Source organism: Gordonia sp. UCD-TK1 (assembly GCF_001691435.1).
GTDB lineage: Bacteria > Actinomycetota > Actinomycetes > Mycobacteriales > Mycobacteriaceae > Gordonia > Gordonia hongkongensis.
Map to the genome: position 1 here is coordinate 29830 of NZ_LZMP01000046.1, position 17738 is coordinate 47567.

Sequence of the window (17738 nt, forward strand, 5' to 3'; positions counted from 1 at the left end):
TACCCACTGATACCCAAAGGACTGACTCGCACTCATGGACGCTCTGCTCTTCCCGCTTCTGCTCGCCCTGCTGGCCGGCTTCATGTTCTTGTCGATGCGGAAGCAGAAGAAGCGTGTGGCCGAGATGCAGGAGATGCAGAACTCGGTGTCCACCGGTACCCGCGTCCAGCTGACCTCGGGTCTCTTCGGCACCGTGATCGACGCGAGCTCGCCCGACGTCGTCGATGTCGAGATCGCCACCGGCGTGGTCACCCGCTGGAACCGGCTGGCCGTCATGCGCGTCGTCCCGACGGATGAGGCCGCGGCCACCTACGCCGGCCACGTCGCCCCGGAGATCGAGTCCGACGACTACGACGACGCCGACTCGGTCAGCCTGGACAAGCCCGCCACCGACGACGCGCGCGACAACGACAAGTAAGCCGCATCCGCGCCGCGTCGATCCACGACGCGGCGCGCCCATCCGTCTGCACCGCCTCCGACGCGTTTCCGGCGTGTCCCGGCCAGGAGTGGACGATGGGTCATGCCGGTCGGGCTGCTCGTCGGCCGGTTGACGCTCTCAAGGAGACCTGAACAGCTGTGACAACTCCCTCTCGGACTTCGGGGAAGGGCCGGACTGCAGGGAAGCGGTCGCGACCGGCTCGAGAGATCCCGCCGTGGCGTCCGCTCGTGGCCTTCATCGGCCTGCTCGCGGTCGTCTACGGACTGATCTTCTTCACCGGACCCCAGACCATCGAACCGAAGCTCGGTATCGACCTCCAGGGCGGTACGCGCGTCACGCTGACCGCGCGGACCGAGGACGGTCAGGCGGCGACCCGAGAGCAGCTCGATCAGGCCAAGCAGATCATCGAGCAGCGCGTGAACGGGCTCGGCGTCTCCGGTTCCGAGGTCGTCGTCAGCGGTGACAACCTGATCATCACGGTCCCCGGCCAGGACGGCGCGCAGGCCAAGTCACTCGGCCAGACGGCGCGCCTGTACGTCCGACCGGTCGTCGGGCAGCCGGCCATGGCGACTCCGCAACCGCCGAAGCCCGAGAGTGCCGACGATCAGGCCGACGCCCTGCCCACCGAGGCCGCGGCAGCCGCCATCGACGAGCAGCGCAAGCTCCGTCAGGCGCCGGGGAACGCGACCCCGCAGCAGCTCGAGGCACTCCAGCAGCAGATGGCGAAGATGGACTGCTCGCCGACGGCCAACGACCCGCTGCTGGGCAACGACCGCCCCGATCAGTACCTCGTGGCCTGCTCGACGGACGGCTCGGAGGTCTACCTCCTCGGCCCGGAGATCATCGACGGTCGCGACATCAAGAACGCGAACGCCGGTACCGATCCGCAGACCGGCGAATGGGTGGTGACCCTCGAATTCGAGGGTGAGGCCGCCAGCTTCTGGCCCAGGTACACCGCCGAGCAGGCCCCCAACCGGACCCAGACCGCCTTCACGCTCGACTCGCGCGTCGTCTCGGCGCCGGCGATCAACGAGCCCATCCCGGGCGGTCAGACCCGAATCAGCGGCGGTAGCGCCAGTCCGTTCACCGAGTCGTCGTCGAACGAACTCGCCAACGTGCTGAAGTACGGCTCGCTGCCGTTGTCCTTCACCGCCTCCGACGCCGAGACGATCTCGGCGACACTGGGTCTCGCGTCGTTGCAGGCCGGTCTGATCGCCGGTCTCGTCGGCCTGATCGCGGTCTTCATCTACGCTCTGGCCTACTACCGAATGCTCGGCATCCTGACGGTGCTGTCGCTCGTCCTCGCCGGGGCGATGGTCTACGGCATCATCGTGCTGCTCGGTCGCTGGATCGGGTTCACCCTCGATCTGGCCGGTATCGCAGGTTTGATCATCGGCATCGGTATGACCGCCGACTCGTTCGTCGTCTACTTCGAACGAATCAAGGACGAGATGCGCGAGGGGCGCAGCTTCCGGTCCGCGGTGCCCCGCGGTTGGGCGAGCGCGCGCCGCACGATCTGGTCCGGCAATGCGGTGAGCTTCATCGCCGCCGCGGTCATCTACATCCTGGCGATCGGCGAGGTCCGCGGCTTCGCGTTCACATTGGGTCTCACCACGATCCTCGACGTCATGGTCGTGTTCCTGGTCACCCACCCGCTGGTCGTCTACGCGAGCCGTTCGACATTCCTGTCGAAGCCGAGCGTCAACGGACTCGGGGCGATCAGCGAGGTCGCCCGCCAGCGTCGCGTCGCGGCACACCGACAGGCGAGTGCTGCCCCCGATGGCACGCCCGCGGGCACCGCGGACGCCGACGACACCACTGATGCCACTCGGGAGAAGGGGACGGTGCGATGACCGGGCCGGACAACAAGGCAGCCGGCGACTCGGCCGTTCTCGACGCCGACAAGGCCCAGCCCGGCGCGGACGCCGACTTCGTCGCCGATCGCAACCGCTCATTCCTGTCCCGGCTCTACACCGGTACCGGTGCCTTCGAGATCGTCGGGCGCCGCCGCATGTGGTATGGCGTCACCGCGGCGATCCTGCTGATCTGCCTGGCCTCGATCGGAATCCGCGGGTTCACCCTCGGTATCGACTTCGAGGGCGGTACCCAGATGTCGGTGCCGGTCGTCTCCTCGGAGATCACCGCGGAGTCCGTCGAAGAAGTTGTCACCGCGACCCTCGGCGAGGCGCCCGAATCGGTACAGACCGCGGGAGCCGGTGGCAGCCAGACGGTCCAGGTGCGCACCGAGACCCTCGATCTCGCCCAGGCGGAATCGGTGACGCGCGCGCTCGCAGACGAATTCGGTCCCGAACTCGCGCCCGCCGAGGTGAGCATCTCGGATGTGAGCTCGACGTGGGGCAGCGAGATAACCGAGCGCATGCTGATCGCGCTGGCCGTGTTCCTGGTCATCGTCTTCGTCTACATCGCGGTGCGATTCGACCGGGAGATGTCCATCGCGGCGATGGGGTCGCTGTTCTTCGACCTGATCGTGACCGCCGGTATCTACTCGCTCGTCGGGTGGGAGGTCACCCCGGCGACCGTCATCGGCCTGCTCACCATCCTCGGCTTCTCGATCTACGACACGGTGGTCGTGTTCGACAAGATCTCCGAGAACACCCGCTCGGTGCTCCAGACCACCCGGCGCACCTACGCCGAACAGGCCAACCTGGGTGTGAACCAGACCCTCATGCGATCGATCAACACCACCGTCATCTCGGTGCTGCCGATCATCGCGTTGATGGTCATCGCGGTCTGGCTGCTCGGCGTCGGAACGCTCAAGGATCTCGGGCTAATTCAGCTCGTCGGTGTCCTCGTCGGTACGTTCTCGTCGGTCTTCCTCGCCGCGCCGCTCCTGGCGACACTGAAGGAACGTCGCCCCGACATCGGCCGGCACACCGAGAAGGTCCTCCGGCGTCGCGCCGGGCTCCCGTCCGACGAGCCGCGGCCGGTCCGGACGCGCCGAGGGGCGTCCGCCGGGGCAGCAGTCGACACCGACGACGCGGACCGCGCGGTCCCGACCGGCAAACGCCGTCGCAACCGCTAGTCTCTGCGACGTGAGCGTTGGACGCCGGGAGTTCGTCAGGGTCCTGAGCCTCCTCGTCGGGCTCGTCACGGTCGCCGGGCTGGTGACGGCCTGCGGCGACGACGGGCCGCCGACGATCGACTACGTGGTCGACGCGCGGATCACGACCTACAACGCGAACACGGTGAGCGGCAACGCCGATGGCGTCCTCATGGCGACCACCCGGCTGCTGCCCGGCTTCAGTCTGCTGGGCCCGGCCGGCCAAGTCATCCCGGATCGCGACGTCGGCACGGTCACCCAGGTGCCCGGCCGCGTGCCGACCCTGCGGTATGACTTCAACCCCGAGGCGGTCTTCTCCGACGGGGTGGCCCTCGACTGCGACGATCTCGTGCTCGCCTGGGCGGCGATGAGCGGACGGCTGCCCGGCTTCACCCCGGCGACCACCGCCGGCTATCGCGACATCGACTCGGTGAACTGCGGGGCCGGCGACAAGAGCGCGACCGTCACCTTCGCGCCCGGACGGGAGTACCGGAACTGGCTCTCGCTCTTCGGCGCCGGGGCGATGATGCCCGCGCACGTGGTGGCCCGCGTGGCAGGCCTCTCCGACGTCATCGACCCGATCCGGGCGATGGACCGGGCCGCCGTCGGACGCATCGCGGACGCATGGAACACCGGCTTCGACCTGACGTTCGGACCGGTCGATCACGCGCACTATCCGGCGTCGGGTCCGTATCGCATCGACCGGTACTCGCGCTCGGGCGGACTCGTCCTGGTGCCCAACGACGAGTGGTGGGGCGACAAGCCGGAGACCTCCCGCATCGTCGTCTGGGGGCGCGGGACCGACGCGACTCGCCGGCTCCCCGACGGGCGGTTCGACGTCGTCGACGTGACGGCCGGCCTCGTCGACGGTGACATCGCCGGTTCGGCGGGGGCCGCCGGGCCGTCCTCGCCGGCGCGCGCGCTGGGCGTCGAGGAACTCGTCCTGGCCGGCCGCGGCTTGTTCGGCGATGTCCGGATGCGCCGGGCGTTCGCCTCGTGCGTCCCGCGAGCCGACCTCGCGCGCGACTTCGGCGCCGGCGCGCAGGTCTGGAATCTCCGGGTGCTCTCCCCGGCAGACAACCTGGCCGCACAGATGAACACCGAATTCGGCCAGGCCTATCAGCGGCCGGACATCGAACGAGCGCGCGGACTCGTCCGGGCGGCCACCGGGCAGGGCGCGGTAGAGGATCCAGCCGGCGGCGAGGCGGCCGGTTCGGAGGTCGCGCTGCGACCGCGGACGGTGCGCATCGGCTACGTCGCGCCGACTCCGCGGTGGCAGCAGATGACCGCGGCGATCGCGGCGTCGTGCCGCGCCGCCGGGATCGTCGTCGAGGACGCGTCCTCACCCGACCTGCGGCCCGACGCGCTGGGCCGCGACGTCGACGCACTCATCGTCGCCGGTGGCGCGTCATTCGCCGCGGCCGGTGCCGCCGACCCGAGCCGGGACGCCTACGCGTTGCGCGGCGGAGACCCGTTGAACCTGTCCGGCATCCGGGAGCCGATGGTGAGCCGGGGAGTGGATCAGCTCGCGACGACCGTCTCGGCGCCCGACCGACTCCGTCTGGCCCGGTCCATCGAGAACGCGACCTGGGCGACGATGCCGTCGGTGCCCCTCTTCGCGGCGCCCCGGATACGGCAGTGGAAGGATCGGGTGGGCAACGTGGTGGCCGGCCTCGGCCGCGACGGCACCGGATGGAACATGGATCGGTGGACGATCCGTGGTTGAGCAGGGGAGTGAAGCGATGGGTGGTGTCGTGCCCGAGCGTACGGCCGAGGCGGTCTCGCGAGCACAGGCGGCGATCGCCGCACACGCTCGCCTCGTCGACGACTTCCCGGCTCCCGGAATCGCTTTCAAGGATCTGACACCGGTCCTCGCGGACCCGGAAGGGCTGTCGACGATCGTCACCGCGCTCACGCACGGCTGTTCGTCGATCGACCTCGTGGCCGGTATCGACGCGCGCGGGTTCCTGCTGGGCGGCGCGGTCGCGCGTGAGCTCCAGGTCGGGGTGCTTGCGGTCCGCAAGGGCGGCAAGCTGCCGCCGCCGGTCCTCGCCATCGACTACAGCCTCGAATACGGGCAGGCCACGCTCGAGATCCCGGCCGACGGCCTCGACCTCAGCGGCCGGCGTGTCCTGCTCGTCGACGATGTGCTCGCCACCGGTGGGACGGCGGTCGCCGCGGCCGAACTGCTCCATCGTGCGGGTGCGCACGTCGTCGGGGTCGCGGTGATCATGGAACTCGCGGGTCTCGGCGGCCGGGACACGATCGCCCGTGGCCTCGGACCGGACGTTCCCGTCCATGCGGTCGCACTGGACTGACGGCGTCGACCCGGTCATGGGCGGGCCGCGACTAGAATCGGCTGAGCCCGCCCGGCAGGCCGGACGGGTCACCGTATGCCGACATACAACCGTGAGGAGGACCGCTGATGCCCGATGAATCCGACACGGCGCAGCGTGGCGTGACCCCCGCGGGTACCCCGGACGCCGGAACGACGTCGGCCGAGACCGCCGACCGGCCGAACGCACCGGCCGCGGTCGGCTCCATCCAGCCGGGTGCGTCGGCCTCACGCCGGGTGCGCGCCCGCCTCGCGCGCCGCATGACCGCGACCCGCAGCCAGGTCCGGCCGGTCCTCGAACCGCTGGTCACGTTGCACCGCGAGATCTACCCGAAGGCCGACGTGGCGTTGCTGCAACGCGCCTACGACGTCGCCGACGAACGGCACAGCGGCCAGAAGCGCAAGTCCGGCGATCCCTACATCACCCATCCGCTGGCGGTCGCCACGATCCTCGCCGATCTGGGCATGGACACCACCACACTCATCGCGGCGCTGCTGCACGACACGGTCGAGGACACCGGCTACTCCCTGCAGGCGCTGGAGAAGGACTTCGGACCCGAGGTCGCACACCTCGTCGACGGCGTGACCAAGCTCGACAAGGTCGCCCTCGGCAGCGCCGCGGAGGCCGAGACCATCCGCAAGATGATCATCGCGATGGCGCGCGATCCGCGCGTTCTCGTCATCAAGGTCGCCGACCGGTTGCACAACATGCGCACGATGCGCTTCCTGCCGCCGGAGAAGCAGGCGCGCAAGGCTCGCGAGACCCTGGAAGTCATTGCGCCACTTGCTCATCGACTCGGCATGGCGACGGTCAAATGGGAACTCGAGGACTTGTCGTTCGCGATCCTGCATCCCAAGCGCTACGAGGAGATCGTGCGGCTGGTCGCCGACCGCGCGCCGTCCCGCGACACATATCTCGCGCGGGTGCGCGCCGACATCAACAACGCGCTGGCCGGGGCGCGTATCAACGCCACCGTGGAGGGGCGGCCCAAGCACTACTGGTCGATCTATCAGAAGATGATCGTCAAGGGCCGCGACTTCGACGACATCCACGACCTCGTCGGGATGCGCATCCTCTGCGAGGAGGACCGCGACTGCTACGCCGCCGTCGGTGTCGTGCACTCGCTGTGGCAACCCATGGCCGGGCGCTTCAAGGACTACATCGCCCAGCCGCGGTTCGGCGTCTACATGTCGCTGCACACCACCGTGATCGGGCCCGAGGGCAAACCGCTCGAGGTGCAGATCCGGACGCACGAGATGCACCGCACGGCCGAGTTCGGGATCGCCGCGCACTGGCGCTACAAGGAGAACGGCTACCGCAAGTCGGGCAAGAAGTCCGACACCGCCGAGATCGACGACATGGCCTGGATGCGCCAGCTGCTCGACTGGCAGCGGGAGGCCGCGGACCCGGGCGAGTTCCTGGAGTCGCTGCGCTACGACCTCGCCGTGCGCGAGATCTTCGTGTTCACCCCGAAGGGCGACGTCATCACCCTGCCCGCCGGATCGACCCCGGTCGACTTCGCCTACGCGGTCCACACCGAGGTCGGGCACCGCTGTATCGGCGCGCGCGTCAACGGCCGGCTGGTCGCGCTCGAGCGCACGCTCGAGAACGGCGAGGTGGTGGAGGTGTTCACGTCCAAGGCGCCGACCGCGGGTCCGTCGAAGGACTGGCAGACGTTCGTGGTCTCGCCCCGCGCCAAGGCCAAGATCCGGCAGTGGTTCGCCAAGGAGCGACGCGAGGAGGCCCTCGAGGCCGGCAAGGACGCGATCGCCAAGGAGGTTCGCCGCGGCGGGCTCCCGCTCCAGCGGCTCCTCAGCGCGGAATCGATGTCGGCGATCGCCCGCGAGTTGCGCTACACCGACGTGACCGCGCTCTACACCGCGGTCGGTGAGAACCATGTCTCCGCACGGCATGTCGTCAACCGGCTGGTCGCCTCACTGGGTGGCATCGAGGACGCCGAAGAGGCGATCGCCGAGCGGTCGACGCCGTCGACGATGCCGACCCGGGCACGTCAGGGCGGCGACGCGGGCGTCATGGTCGACGGTATCGACAACGTCGTGATCAAACTCGCCAAGTGCTGCACCCCGGTGCCCGGCGACGACATCCTCGGTTTCGTCACCCGCGGCGGCGGGATCAGCGTGCACCGCACCGACTGCACAAACGCCGAATCGCTTCGGCAGCAGGAGGAACGGATTCTCGACGTGTCCTGGGCCCCGTCGCCGGAATCGGTGTTCCTGGTGGCGATCCAGGTGGAGGCGCTCGACCGGCACCGGCTGCTGTCGGACGTGACCAAGGTGCTCGCCGACGAACGCGTCAACATCCTGTCCGCGTCGGTGACGACGAGCCGGGACCGGGTGGCCATCAGCAAGTTCACCTTCGAGATGGGCGACCCGAAGCACCTCGGGCACGTGCTCAACGTCGTGCGCAACGTCGAAGGCGTCTACGACGTCTACCGGGTGACCTCGGCGGCGTGATCGGGAGGCTCTGTTCTGATTCGCCAGCCCACTCCCTCTGCTCCCTGAGGTGCGAGCGAAGCGAGCCACGAAGGGCCGGGTGAGCTGCCTCGCCAGGCCCTTCGTGGCTCGTCGCTCGCGCTCCTCGCACCTCAGTATCTGCGGCCTGGCGGCCGTCGTGGGGGTCGAAGAGTTCGTGCTGGTCACCGGCGCGTGGGGGGTTGATAGTGGAGGGGTGGGATGCGGTGACCTTGAATTCCTCCCTTGTGCCGAAGAGCCAGTACCTCAGTGTGAGGCGCGGGGCCTGCCACGGGAATCGTGGATTGTTGCTACGAGCACGCGGATTAGACTCCTGCATTTGTTTGCCCCGTCCGCAGCCCACTTCCGAGGACTCGAAAGGAAACCGAGATGGAAGTGCTGCATCCCCGATGCGCCGGGATGGATGTCTCCAAAAAGGATGTGAAAGTCTGTGTCCGCCTGGCTAGTCCGGGCCGAAAGACGGTGCAAGATACCACGACCTGGTCGTCGATGAGCGGCGACATTCTGCGGCTGCGGGATCATCTGATCGCCGAGCAAGTGACGTGTGTGGTCATGGAAGCCACCGGCGACTACTGGAAACCGTTCTACTACCTCCTCGAAGACGCCCCGTTCGAGGTGATGCTGGTCAACGCCCACGACGCCAAGAACCTCCCGGGCCGCAAAACCGATGTGTCGGATGCGGCGTGGCTGGCGCAGCTGGCCGCCCACGGGCTGTTGCGTGCCTCGTTCGTGCCACCGGAACCGATCCGACGGTTACGCGATCTGACCCGCACCCGCACCGCGATCACCCGCGAACGCGGCCGCGAGATCCAACGGTTGGAGAAAGTCCTCGAAGACGCCGGCATCAAACTGTCGGTGGTGGTCTCCGATATCAACGGGGTCTCGTCGCGATTCATGTTGCAGGCGCTGGTCAAGGGTGAACGCGATCCCGCCGTGTTGGCGGAGTTGTCGGTGAAACAACTCCGCCGCAAAATCCCCGCGTTGACCCAGGCGTTGCAGGGCCGCTTCACCGACCACCACGCGTTCCTGGTCGAGTTGCATCTGGATTTCATCACCGAACACACCACCCGGATCGACGCGTTGACCGAGCGCATCGAGAAGGTGATGGCGCCGTTTCAAGCCAAGCGGGACCTGATCTGCACGATCCCGGGTATCTCCACCACCACCGCCGATGTGATCATCGCCGAGACCGGCGGCCAGATGGCCCAGTTCCCCACACCAGGCCATTTGGCCTCGTGGGCGGGAGTCTGCCCCGGCCAGCACCAATCCGCCGGACGGGTCAAAAACGTCAAAACCCGCCCCGGTAACCGTCACCTCAAAGGTGCTCTCGGTGCTACAGCGTTGTCGATCGCCAGCCACAAAGGCACGTTCCTCAACGCCAAGTACCGGCGCCTGGTCCGCTCTCGCGGCAAACCCAAAGCGATCGTCGCCCTCGAGCACACCCTGCTCACCGTGGTCTGGATCATGCTCACCGACAACGTCGTCTACGACGAACCCGGCCCCGACTACCACCAGCAACGCCACCCCGAACGCACCAAGAACCGCGCCATTTACGACCTACACAAACTCGGATACGACGTCACCATCACACCCCACGGAGCGGCCTGAGCAGCCACCTCACCTAACTCTTCGGATTAGGGATCACGGGTTTCGAGGTTCTTTTGGATTAGGGATCAGAGTCCCGGCGCCTAGTTGATCGTGGCCGTCTCGATGGTCACCGGGAGCTTCGGCTCGCCGTCCCCGGGCTGACTGCCGATCGGGCCGGGGTTGATGCCGCCGGCGTAGACCTTGTCGAGCACCGCGAGTCCGGGTTCGTCGACCTTGCCGACGATCGAGTAGTCCGGGCCCAACTGGCTGTCGTTGATCACGATGAAGAGCTGGCTGGACCCGGTGTTCGGGTTCTGTCCGCCCTGGCTGCTGTTGGCGATCGCGATGGTGCCGCGCGGGTAGATGACGGGCTGCGAACCGGTCGTCGGATCCGGCTGCCCGACCGTCTGCAGGTCGGTCGGCGGCTCGTCGGGGCTGGTCCAGCCGGGCCCGCTCATGCCGGTGCCGGTGGGGTCGCCGCACTGCAGGATCTTCAGCGTCTCGCTGGTGGTCATGCGGTGGCAGGTGGAGTCGTCGTAGAACTTGTTCTCGATCAACGAGGTCACCGCAGCCGTGTTGCACGGCGCGCCGTCGCGCTCGAGCGTGATCGGCAGGGTGCCCTGGGAGGTGACGAACGTGGCCTTCTCGGTGCCCGACTTGAGGACGCGCTCATCGGGCTTGGGCGAGGTCCGCTCGTTCTCCGCGGCCGCCTTCAGCTCGTCGAGTTCGGCTTGGTATTGCGCTCGCTGATCGGCCGGGACGTTGTCGGGCACCTGATCGGGCAGCTGGTCGAAGCGGCTCGGGGAGTCCTCGTAGGCGCAGGTCGTCCAGCGTGCAGCCTCGCGGTCGTCCATGATCTTCTTGACCACGACGGCGGTCACGCCCGCGACCACGGCGACCACGACGGCGGTCGAGACGGAGGCGATGACGATCTTCCGCTTGCGCCGGGCGAGGCGCTCGGTCTCGAGGCGTTCTTCGAGCTTCCGCTTCGCCGCCTCGCGGCGCTCCTCATTGGTGGACACGCGGGTGGATCCTCCTGAAACCTCGGCATGGCTGTGCCGACATCGTCGTGGATGTCACTTACTCGGGGGCAAGTGTGCCAGTTGTACCTGAGAACGGGGTGCGGCGGGTCGCGAGCCCTGGCGCCTACGCAACAATGGACGGCGACGTGTGTGCGTTGTCCTGTCCGCGCCGACCCGAGGAGCAGCATGCTCATCACCGGATTCCCCGCCGGGATGTTCCAGACGAACTGCTACATCGTCGCCGCCGAGGCGGGATCGGAGGCGGTGATCATCGATCCGGGCCAGGATGCGGCGCCGCGGGTCCGGGAACTGCTCGCCGAACACGACCTCACCCCGGTGGCGGTGCTGCTCACGCACGGTCATCTCGACCACACCTGGAACGCGACGGAACTCTGCGACGAGTACTCGATCCCGGCCTACATCCATCCCGCGGATCGTCCGATGCTCGCCGATCCCGGTCTCGGCATCGGACGGGCGTTGGGCGCGATGATCGGCGACCAGGTGTTCACCGAGCCGGAGAAGGTGGTCGAGTTCGCCGACGGCGAGTCGGTGGAGCTCGCCGGGGTCTCCTTCTCGGTCGATCTCGCGCCCGGGCACACACAGGGCTCGGTGCTGCTCGGGGTCGACGTCGACGTGCCGGACGAGGCCCGGGATCAGGCCGGGCCCGACACGCCGTCGGTGGTCGGGGTCTGCTTCTCCGGTGACGTATTGTTTGCCGGTTCGATCGGCCGGACGGATCTCCCCGGGGGCAACCATCAGCAGTTGCTCGACTCGATAGCGGCGAAACTCCTGCCGCTGCCCGCGGAGACGCTGGTCCTGCCCGGCCACGGACCCCAGACCACCATCGGCCAGGAGAGTGCGAGCAATCCCTTCCTGGCCGGCCTCGAACGCCAGAACACGCGACCGAAGGGACGACACGGACTGTGAGCGGAGCATTTCAGGCCCCCCGGGGCATCCCGGACTACTTCCCGCCGAACTCGGCGGACTTCCGGCGGGTCCGGGACACGCTCACCGACGCGGCGCGTCGTGCCGGCTACGGCCACATCGAACTGCCGGTGTTCGAGGACACCGCGCTGTTCGCACGCGGGGTCGGGGAGTCGACCGATGTCGTGAGCAAGGAGATGTACACCTTCGCCGACCGCGGCGACCGCTCGGTGACGCTGCGTCCCGAGGGCACCGCGGGCGTGGTGCGCGCGGTGATCCAGCACGGTCTCGACCGCGGCCAGCTACCGGTGAAGGTCTGCTACGCCGGGCCGTTCTTCCGCTACGAGAAGCCGCAGACCGGCCGGTACCGCCAACTGCAGCAGGTCGGCGTCGAAGCGATCGGTGTCGACGACCCGGCGCTCGACGCCGAGGTCATCGCGATCGCCGACGAGGGCTATCGCCGACTCGGTCTGACGGGGTTCCGGCTGGAGATCACCTCGCTGGGTGACGACGAGAGCCGTCCGCGCTATCGAGAGGCGTTGCAGGAGTTCCTGTTCGGGCTCGATCTCGACGAGGCAACCCGGATGCGCGCCGAGATCAACCCGCTGCGTGTCCTCGACGACAAGCGGCCGGAGATCAAGGCGGCGACCGCAGGCGCACCGCTGCTCATCGACTATCTTTCCGACGATGCGAAGGCGCACTTCGACCTCGTCCTGGCGCACCTGGACCGGCTGGGTGTCGTCTACGAGATCAACCCGCGTCTGGTGCGCGGCCTGGACTACTACACGAAGACCACGTTCGAATACGTCCACGACGGTCTCGGTGCGCAGTCGGGCATCGGCGGCGGCGGGCGCTACGACGGTCTGATGCGACAGCTGGGCGCCAAGCAGGATCTGTCGGGCATCGGGTTCGGGATCGGCGTCGACCGGACGATGCTGGCGCTGGAGGCCGAGGGCGTCGCGGGCACCGAGGCGGCCCGCTGCCAGGTCTTCGGAGTGCCGCTGGGCTCGGCGGCCAAAGCCGAACTCGTCGGTGTCGCAGGCGCTCTGCGCGCCGCCGGGATCAATGTCGACCTGGCCTACGGCGATCGTGGCCTCAAGGGCGCGATGAAGGCAGCCGACCGTTCGGGGGCGCGGCTGGCGCTGGTGCTCGGGGAGAACGAACTCGCCGAGCGCCGGCTGGAGATCAAGGACCTGAGCAACGGCGAACAGCACCGGGTCGCCCTGGACGACTTGGTCGCCGAGGTCCGTCGTCTCCTGGGCTGAGGTCAGCGCATACATTCGCAGCTGAAAACCGCCCAGTGCAGGACCGGCGACTGCTCAAAGGCGTCGGCGAAGCTGCGGAGGGTGGTTTTCAGCGGCGCGTCTCCTGGTCCTCGCCGGCGACCTCGGCCGCGAGGACGTCCAGCGAGACACCGCCGAGAGCCAGTGCGCGCGAATGGAAGTCCTTGAGCGTCCAGTCCGGGTGCCGGCGGAGGGCGGCGGTACGCGTCTGCTCCCACACGCGCTGGCCGAGCGCATACGAGGGCGCCTGGCCGGGCCAGCCCAGATAGCGGTCGAGTTCGAAGCGCAGCACGGCGTGGTCCATCGCGACCGACGAGGTCAGGAACGTCCAGGCCTTGTCGGCGTCCCAGATCCCGCCGCCGAGGGACTCCGGCGCGGGCAGGCGGCAGTGGACGCCGATGTCGACCACGACCCGCGCGGCCCGCAGCCGCTGCGAGTCGAGCATCCCCATACGGTCGCCCGGGTCCTCGAGCCAGCCGAGCTCGTCCATCAGGCGTTCGGCGTAGAGCGCCCAGCCCTCGCCGTGTCCGGAGGTGAACGACGCGAGCTTGCGCCAGGCGTTGAGGTCGGGGTCGACGATCGCTGATCCGAGCTGGAGATGATGCCCGGGCACGCCCTCGTGGTAGACCGTCGTCTTCTCCTGCCAGGTGTGGAAGACGGTCTGGTCGTCGGGCACCGCCCACCACATCCGTCCCGGACGGGAGAGATCCTCGCTGGGCTGGGTGTAGTAGATGATCCCGGTCGACGACGGGGCGAGCCGACACTCCAGCCGGGACAGCCGGGCCGGGAGGTCGAAGTGCGTGCCCGCCAGACCGGCGACCGCCGCGTCGGACGTCGCCTGCATCCAGTCGACGAATTCCGCGCGATCGTGGATCTGGTACTGCGGCTGACGATCCAGCCAGGCGAGCGTCGCCGCGACCCCCTGTCCGGGGAGCAGACCCTCCGCGATCTCCTGCTGCTCGGCGACGATCTGCTGCAACCGGGTCATCGCCCAGGCATAGGCGTCGTCGGGGTCGGCGTCGGCGCCCAGGTAGGCCGGCAGGTGCAGCAGGTAGCGGTCGCGGCCGACCGCGTCGTCGTCGACGGCCTGGGCGAGAACGCCGGTGCGCAGGTAGTGGGCGAAGGTCCCGAACGAGGACCGGGCCGCGTCGAGCGCGGTGGCGAGGGTGCCGGCCAGCGCCGGGTCGGCCGCGATCGGTGCGGTGTTGCCGGCGATGGCGTCGGCCGCGGTGTCGGCCTGCCGGGCGACCGCCGCCACCTGTCGACGGGCCGGCGGCGGACCGTGACGAAGTCGGTGGGCGAGGCCGTCGACGACGTCGGTGAGCGACGCCGGGATCGCGGTGAGGCGGGACAAGAAGGTCTCCCGCTGCTCGCGGGTGTCGGTGGGCATGAGGTCGAAGACGTCGCGCAGCGCCTGCAACGGTGACGCGATGACATTGCAGTTGCCGATGTGCTCGCCCGCGTCGGCGAGTGCGAGCTCGCGACGCAGCGAGGCGCTCATGGTCGCGACGGTGACGCGGTCGATGGCATCGACGACGTCGGCGCCGCCCAGGGCGGAGAGGGTGCCGGCGGCGACCTCGGCGCGTTCGGCGCACCCCTGCGCGGAGAAGTCGGTCAGCCGGTCGTCATGCCCGCCGCGCCCGATCTCGGTGGCGAACAGCGGATCGAGCGCGCACAACCGGTCCAGGTGCGCCTCGGCGATCGCGTCGACGGCGGTGGGCCTGCGCGGGCCGGTCCCGCCGGGGTCGGTGGCGTTCACAGGTCGTCGGTGGCGAAGGTGTCGCAGCGATCCGGATCGCCCGACTGGTAGCCGACGGTGAACCACCGCGTGCGTTGGGCGGCCGAACCATGAGTCCAGCCCTCGGGATTGGAGCCCGCGCCCTGGATGGTGTCGTCGCCGATGGCCTTCGCGGTCTGGATGACCGTCGCGATCTGCTCCTCGGTGATGGGCGCGAGGAGGGCGTCGGGGCCGTCGTCGGCGTGATGGGCCCACACCCCGGCGAGGCAGTCGGCCTGCAATTCGACCCGTACCGAACCCGATCGCGGTCCCTGCGAACCCATCCGCTGACCCTTGGCGAGGGCGCCGGTGAGGTTCTGCACGTGGTGTCCGTACTCGTGGGCCACGACGTACTCCTGCGCGAGGGGCCCGTCGCTGCCGCCCATGCGACGCAGCTGGGCGAAGAACGTCGGATCGAAGTACGCCGTCGAATCGGCGGGGCAGTAGAACGGGCCGGTCGCCGAACTCGCCGCGCCGCACCCGGTGTTCACCGCGTCGGAGAAGATGACCGTCTGCGGTGGCTCGTACTCGGGCCACAGATCCGACCACACCGTGTCGACGCTGACGGTGGTCGCCTTGATCCGGCAGATCGTGTTCTCGTTGGCCATCTCATAGGTGCACTCGTCCAGTTGCTGCTGGATCTGCGCGGCGTCCGACGAGGTGCCGGGTGTCGGGCCACCGGCGCCGAGCAGATCGCCGGGGTTCACACCGAAGAACAGCGCGACGATCGTGATGAGGAGTCCCGCGCCGCCGCCCAGCGCGATCCGGCCCCCACCGCCTCCACCGCCGCCGGAGACGCTGCCGGTGTCGATCGATCCGCTGCCTTGGAAGGTCACGCGGCCATTCTGGCACGATCGTCACCCGCCCCTCGCTGCCTCGGCGAAGGTATGCGATTGACGGCCGGGGGCGCGGATACGGCACCATGGACACCTGGTCTGCGTTTCCGCCGACCGATTTCGACTCCTGGAAGGATTCTCAGTGCTCCGCACGCATTCCGCAGGTTCGCTGCGCCGCGCCGACGCGTCGCAGACCGTCACCGTCGCCGGGTGGGTCGCACGCCGACGCGACCACGGTGGCGTGGTCTTCATCGACCTGCGCGACGCCACCGGACTGGTCCAGGTGGTCTTCCGCGACGAGTCGGTCGCGCCGGCCGCCCACCGTCTGCGCGCCGAGTACTGCGTCACCGTGACCGGCGTCGTCGAGGTGCGTCCCGAGGGCAGCGAGAACCCCAACCTGAGCTCCGGCGAGATCGAGATCAACGCCGTCGAGCTCGAGGTCCTCAACGAGTCCGCGCCGCTGCCGTTCCAGCTCGACGAGTCGCCGGGCGAGGAGGCGCGCCTGCGTCACCGCTACCTCGACCTGCGGCGTGCGGGGCCCAGCGCGGCGCTTCGCCTGCGGTCCAAGGCGAACGCGGCGGCGCGCGGCGTGCTCGCCGCCCACGACTTCACCGAGATCGAGACGCCCACGCTGACCCGGTCGACGCCGGAAGGGGCACGTGACTTCCTGGTCCCGGCGCGCCTGCAGCCCGGCACCTTCTACGCCTTGCCGCAGAGCCCGCAGCTGTTCAAGCAGCTGCTGATGGTCGCGGGCATGGAGCGGTACTACCAGATCGCGCGCTGCTACCGCGACGAGGACTTCCGCGCCGACCGGCAGCCGGAGTTCACCCAGCTCGACATCGAGATGAGCTTCGTCGACCAGGACGACGTCATTGCGGTCGCCGAGGAGATCCTCGTCGCGCTGTGGAAGCTCATCGGCGTCGACATCACCACCCCGATCCCGCGCATGACCTACGCCGATGCGATGCGCCGATTCGGTTCGGACAAGCCGGATCTGCGCTTCGGTATCGAACTCGTCGAGTGTGCCGAGTACTTCAAGGACACCCCGTTCCGCGTGTTCCAGGCACCGTACGTCGGAGCGGTCGTCATGCCCGGCGGTGCGTCGCAGCCGCGCCGCCAGCTCGACGCATGGCAGGAATGGGCGAAGCAGCGCGGGGCACGCGGTCTGGCGTACGTCCTCATCGCCGAAGACGGGACCCTCAGCGGGCCGGTCGCCAAGAACCTCTCCGAGGAGGAGCGCTCCGGTCTGGCCGCCCATGTCGGCGCGGAGCCGGGTGACTGCGTGTTCTTCGGTGCGGGAGAGGTGAAGTCGACCCGCGCCCTGCTCGGTGCCGCGCGCGGTGAGATCGCCTCGAAGCTCGGGCTCATCAAGGACGGGGACTGGGCGTTCACCTGGGTGGTGGACGCGCCGATGTTCGAGCCGGTTGCCGACGCGACGGCGTCCGGCGATGTCGCACTGGGACATTCGGCCTGGACCGCGGTGCACCATGCGTTCACCTCGCCCAAGCCGGAGTCGATCGACGCCTTGGAGTCCGATCCGGGTTCGGCCCTGGCCTACGCCTACGACATCGTGTGCAACGGCAACGAGATCGGCGGCGGATCGATCCGTATCCATCGGCGGGACGTGCAGGAGCGCGTCTTCGAGATCATGGGCATCGGCCACGACGAGGCGCAGGAGAAGTTCGGCTTCCTGCTCGACGCCTTCGCCTACGGCGCTCCGCCGCACGGCGGCATCGCCTTCGGATGGGACCGCATCACCGCACTGCTCGCCGGCGAGTCGTCCATCCGCGAGGTGATCGCGTTCCCCAAGTCGGGTGGCGGCGTCGACCCGCTGACCGACGCCCCCGCGGCGATCACCCCGCAGCAGCGCAAGGAATCGGGGATCGACGCCAAGCCCGCACCGCGGGGCGGCGCCGACCAGAAGGACGCCGAGCAGAAGGGCGCCGACCAGAAGGACGCCGGGAGCACTGCCTGAGCCGAA

The 17738-nt window shown here is 68.8% G+C and carries 13 protein-coding genes; 10 read left to right on the forward strand and 3 right to left on the reverse strand.

Going from position 1 to position 17738, the window contains the following annotated elements; genetic code table 11:
• Positions 1–34: 34 nt before the first annotated feature.
• The 7 genes from yajC (at position 35) to A9310_RS20115 (ending at position 9936) form a co-directional block, all read left to right on the forward strand.
• The gene (gene yajC / locus A9310_RS20085; RefSeq protein WP_065632106.1) at positions 35–418 is read left to right on the forward strand and encodes a preprotein translocase subunit YajC; all 384 of its coding nucleotides are present in this window, start codon (positions 35–37) and stop codon (positions 416–418) included.
• A 248-nt stretch (positions 419–666) separates the two neighbouring features.
• Entirely contained in the window at positions 667–2292 is a 1626-nt protein-coding gene (gene secD / locus A9310_RS20090; protein ID WP_254661307.1) for a protein translocase subunit SecD, read from the forward strand.
• Entirely contained in the window at positions 2289–3482 is a 1194-nt protein-coding gene (gene secF, locus A9310_RS20095; RefSeq protein WP_065632108.1) for a protein translocase subunit SecF, read from the forward strand. The genes secD and secF overlap by 4 nt, the downstream gene beginning before the upstream one ends.
• A 10-nt stretch (positions 3483–3492) precedes the next feature.
• The gene (locus A9310_RS20100; protein ID WP_065632109.1) at positions 3493–5226 is read left to right on the forward strand and encodes an ABC transporter substrate-binding protein; all 1734 of its coding nucleotides are present in this window, start codon (positions 3493–3495) and stop codon (positions 5224–5226) included.
• A gap of 16 nt (positions 5227–5242) precedes the next feature.
• Positions 5243–5818 (forward strand): adenine phosphoribosyltransferase, encoded by a 576-nt coding sequence (locus tag A9310_RS20105; protein ID WP_065632110.1) that lies wholly within the window; start codon positions 5243–5245, stop codon positions 5816–5818.
• Between the two features lie 107 nt (positions 5819–5925).
• On the forward strand, positions 5926–8310 hold the full coding sequence (locus A9310_RS20110) for a bifunctional (p)ppGpp synthetase/guanosine-3',5'-bis(diphosphate) 3'-pyrophosphohydrolase (protein ID WP_065632111.1): 2385 nt from the start codon (positions 5926–5928) through the stop codon (positions 8308–8310).
• 387 nt (positions 8311–8697) lie between these two features.
• A complete protein-coding gene (locus A9310_RS20115) occupies positions 8698–9936 on the forward strand; it encodes an IS110 family transposase (RefSeq protein ID WP_065632112.1) in 1239 nt (412 codons plus the stop codon).
• Between the two features lie 80 nt (positions 9937–10016).
• Here the strand turns inward: A9310_RS20115 and A9310_RS20120 are convergent, their stop codons facing one another.
• Positions 10017–10937, reverse strand: a complete 921-nt coding sequence (locus tag A9310_RS20120) for a peptidylprolyl isomerase (protein ID WP_058250323.1) — start codon at positions 10935–10937, stop codon at positions 10017–10019.
• Positions 10938–11123: 186 nt separating this feature from the next.
• Between A9310_RS20120 and A9310_RS20125 the strand changes: the two genes are divergently transcribed.
• Both A9310_RS20125 and hisS read left to right on the forward strand, forming a co-directional pair.
• On the forward strand, positions 11124–11864 hold the full coding sequence (locus A9310_RS20125) for an MBL fold metallo-hydrolase (protein WP_065632113.1): 741 nt from the start codon (positions 11124–11126) through the stop codon (positions 11862–11864).
• Positions 11861–13126: a histidine--tRNA ligase gene (gene hisS / locus A9310_RS20130; protein ID WP_065632114.1), complete on the forward strand. Its 1266-nt coding sequence runs from the start codon at positions 11861–11863 to the stop codon at positions 13124–13126. The genes A9310_RS20125 and hisS overlap by 4 nt, the downstream gene beginning before the upstream one ends.
• An 88-nt stretch (positions 13127–13214) precedes the next feature.
• Here hisS and A9310_RS20135 read toward each other — a convergent pair whose 3' ends face one another.
• Positions 13215–14903 (reverse strand): DUF885 domain-containing protein, encoded by a 1689-nt coding sequence (locus A9310_RS20135; protein ID WP_065632115.1) that lies wholly within the window; start codon positions 14901–14903, stop codon positions 13215–13217.
• Positions 14900–15757 carry a neutral zinc metallopeptidase gene (locus A9310_RS20140; protein WP_065632116.1) on the reverse strand — a complete coding sequence of 286 codons (858 nt, stop codon included), beginning with the start codon at positions 15755–15757 and terminating at the stop codon, positions 14900–14902. Before A9310_RS20140 ends, A9310_RS20135 begins: the two co-directional genes overlap by 4 nt.
• Before the next feature lie 142 nt (positions 15758–15899).
• On the opposite strand from A9310_RS20140, the gene aspS reads away from it, so the two are divergent.
• A complete protein-coding gene (gene aspS, locus A9310_RS20145) occupies positions 15900–17732 on the forward strand; it encodes an aspartate--tRNA ligase (protein ID WP_065632117.1) in 1833 nt (610 codons plus the stop codon).
• Positions 17733–17738 lie beyond the last annotated feature (6 nt).

Excerpts from the sequence above, each read along its gene's own strand:
- A9310_RS20125 (WP_065632113.1), top strand. The coding sequence starts at position 11,124 with ATGCTCATCACCGGATTCCCCGCCGGGATGTTCCAGACGAACTGCTAC.
- A9310_RS20115 (WP_065632112.1), top strand. The coding sequence starts at position 8,698 with ATGGAAGTGCTGCATCCCCGATGCGCCGGGATGGATGTCTCCAAAAAG.
- A9310_RS20110 (WP_065632111.1), top strand. The coding sequence starts at position 5,926 with ATGCCCGATGAATCCGACACGGCGCAGCGTGGCGTGACCCCCGCGGGT.
- A9310_RS20105 (WP_065632110.1), top strand. The coding sequence starts at position 5,243 with ATGGGTGGTGTCGTGCCCGAGCGTACGGCCGAGGCGGTCTCGCGAGCA.
- yajC (WP_065632106.1), top strand. The coding sequence starts at position 35 with ATGGACGCTCTGCTCTTCCCGCTTCTGCTCGCCCTGCTGGCCGGCTTC.
- secF (WP_065632108.1), top strand. The coding sequence starts at position 2,289 with ATGACCGGGCCGGACAACAAGGCAGCCGGCGACTCGGCCGTTCTCGAC.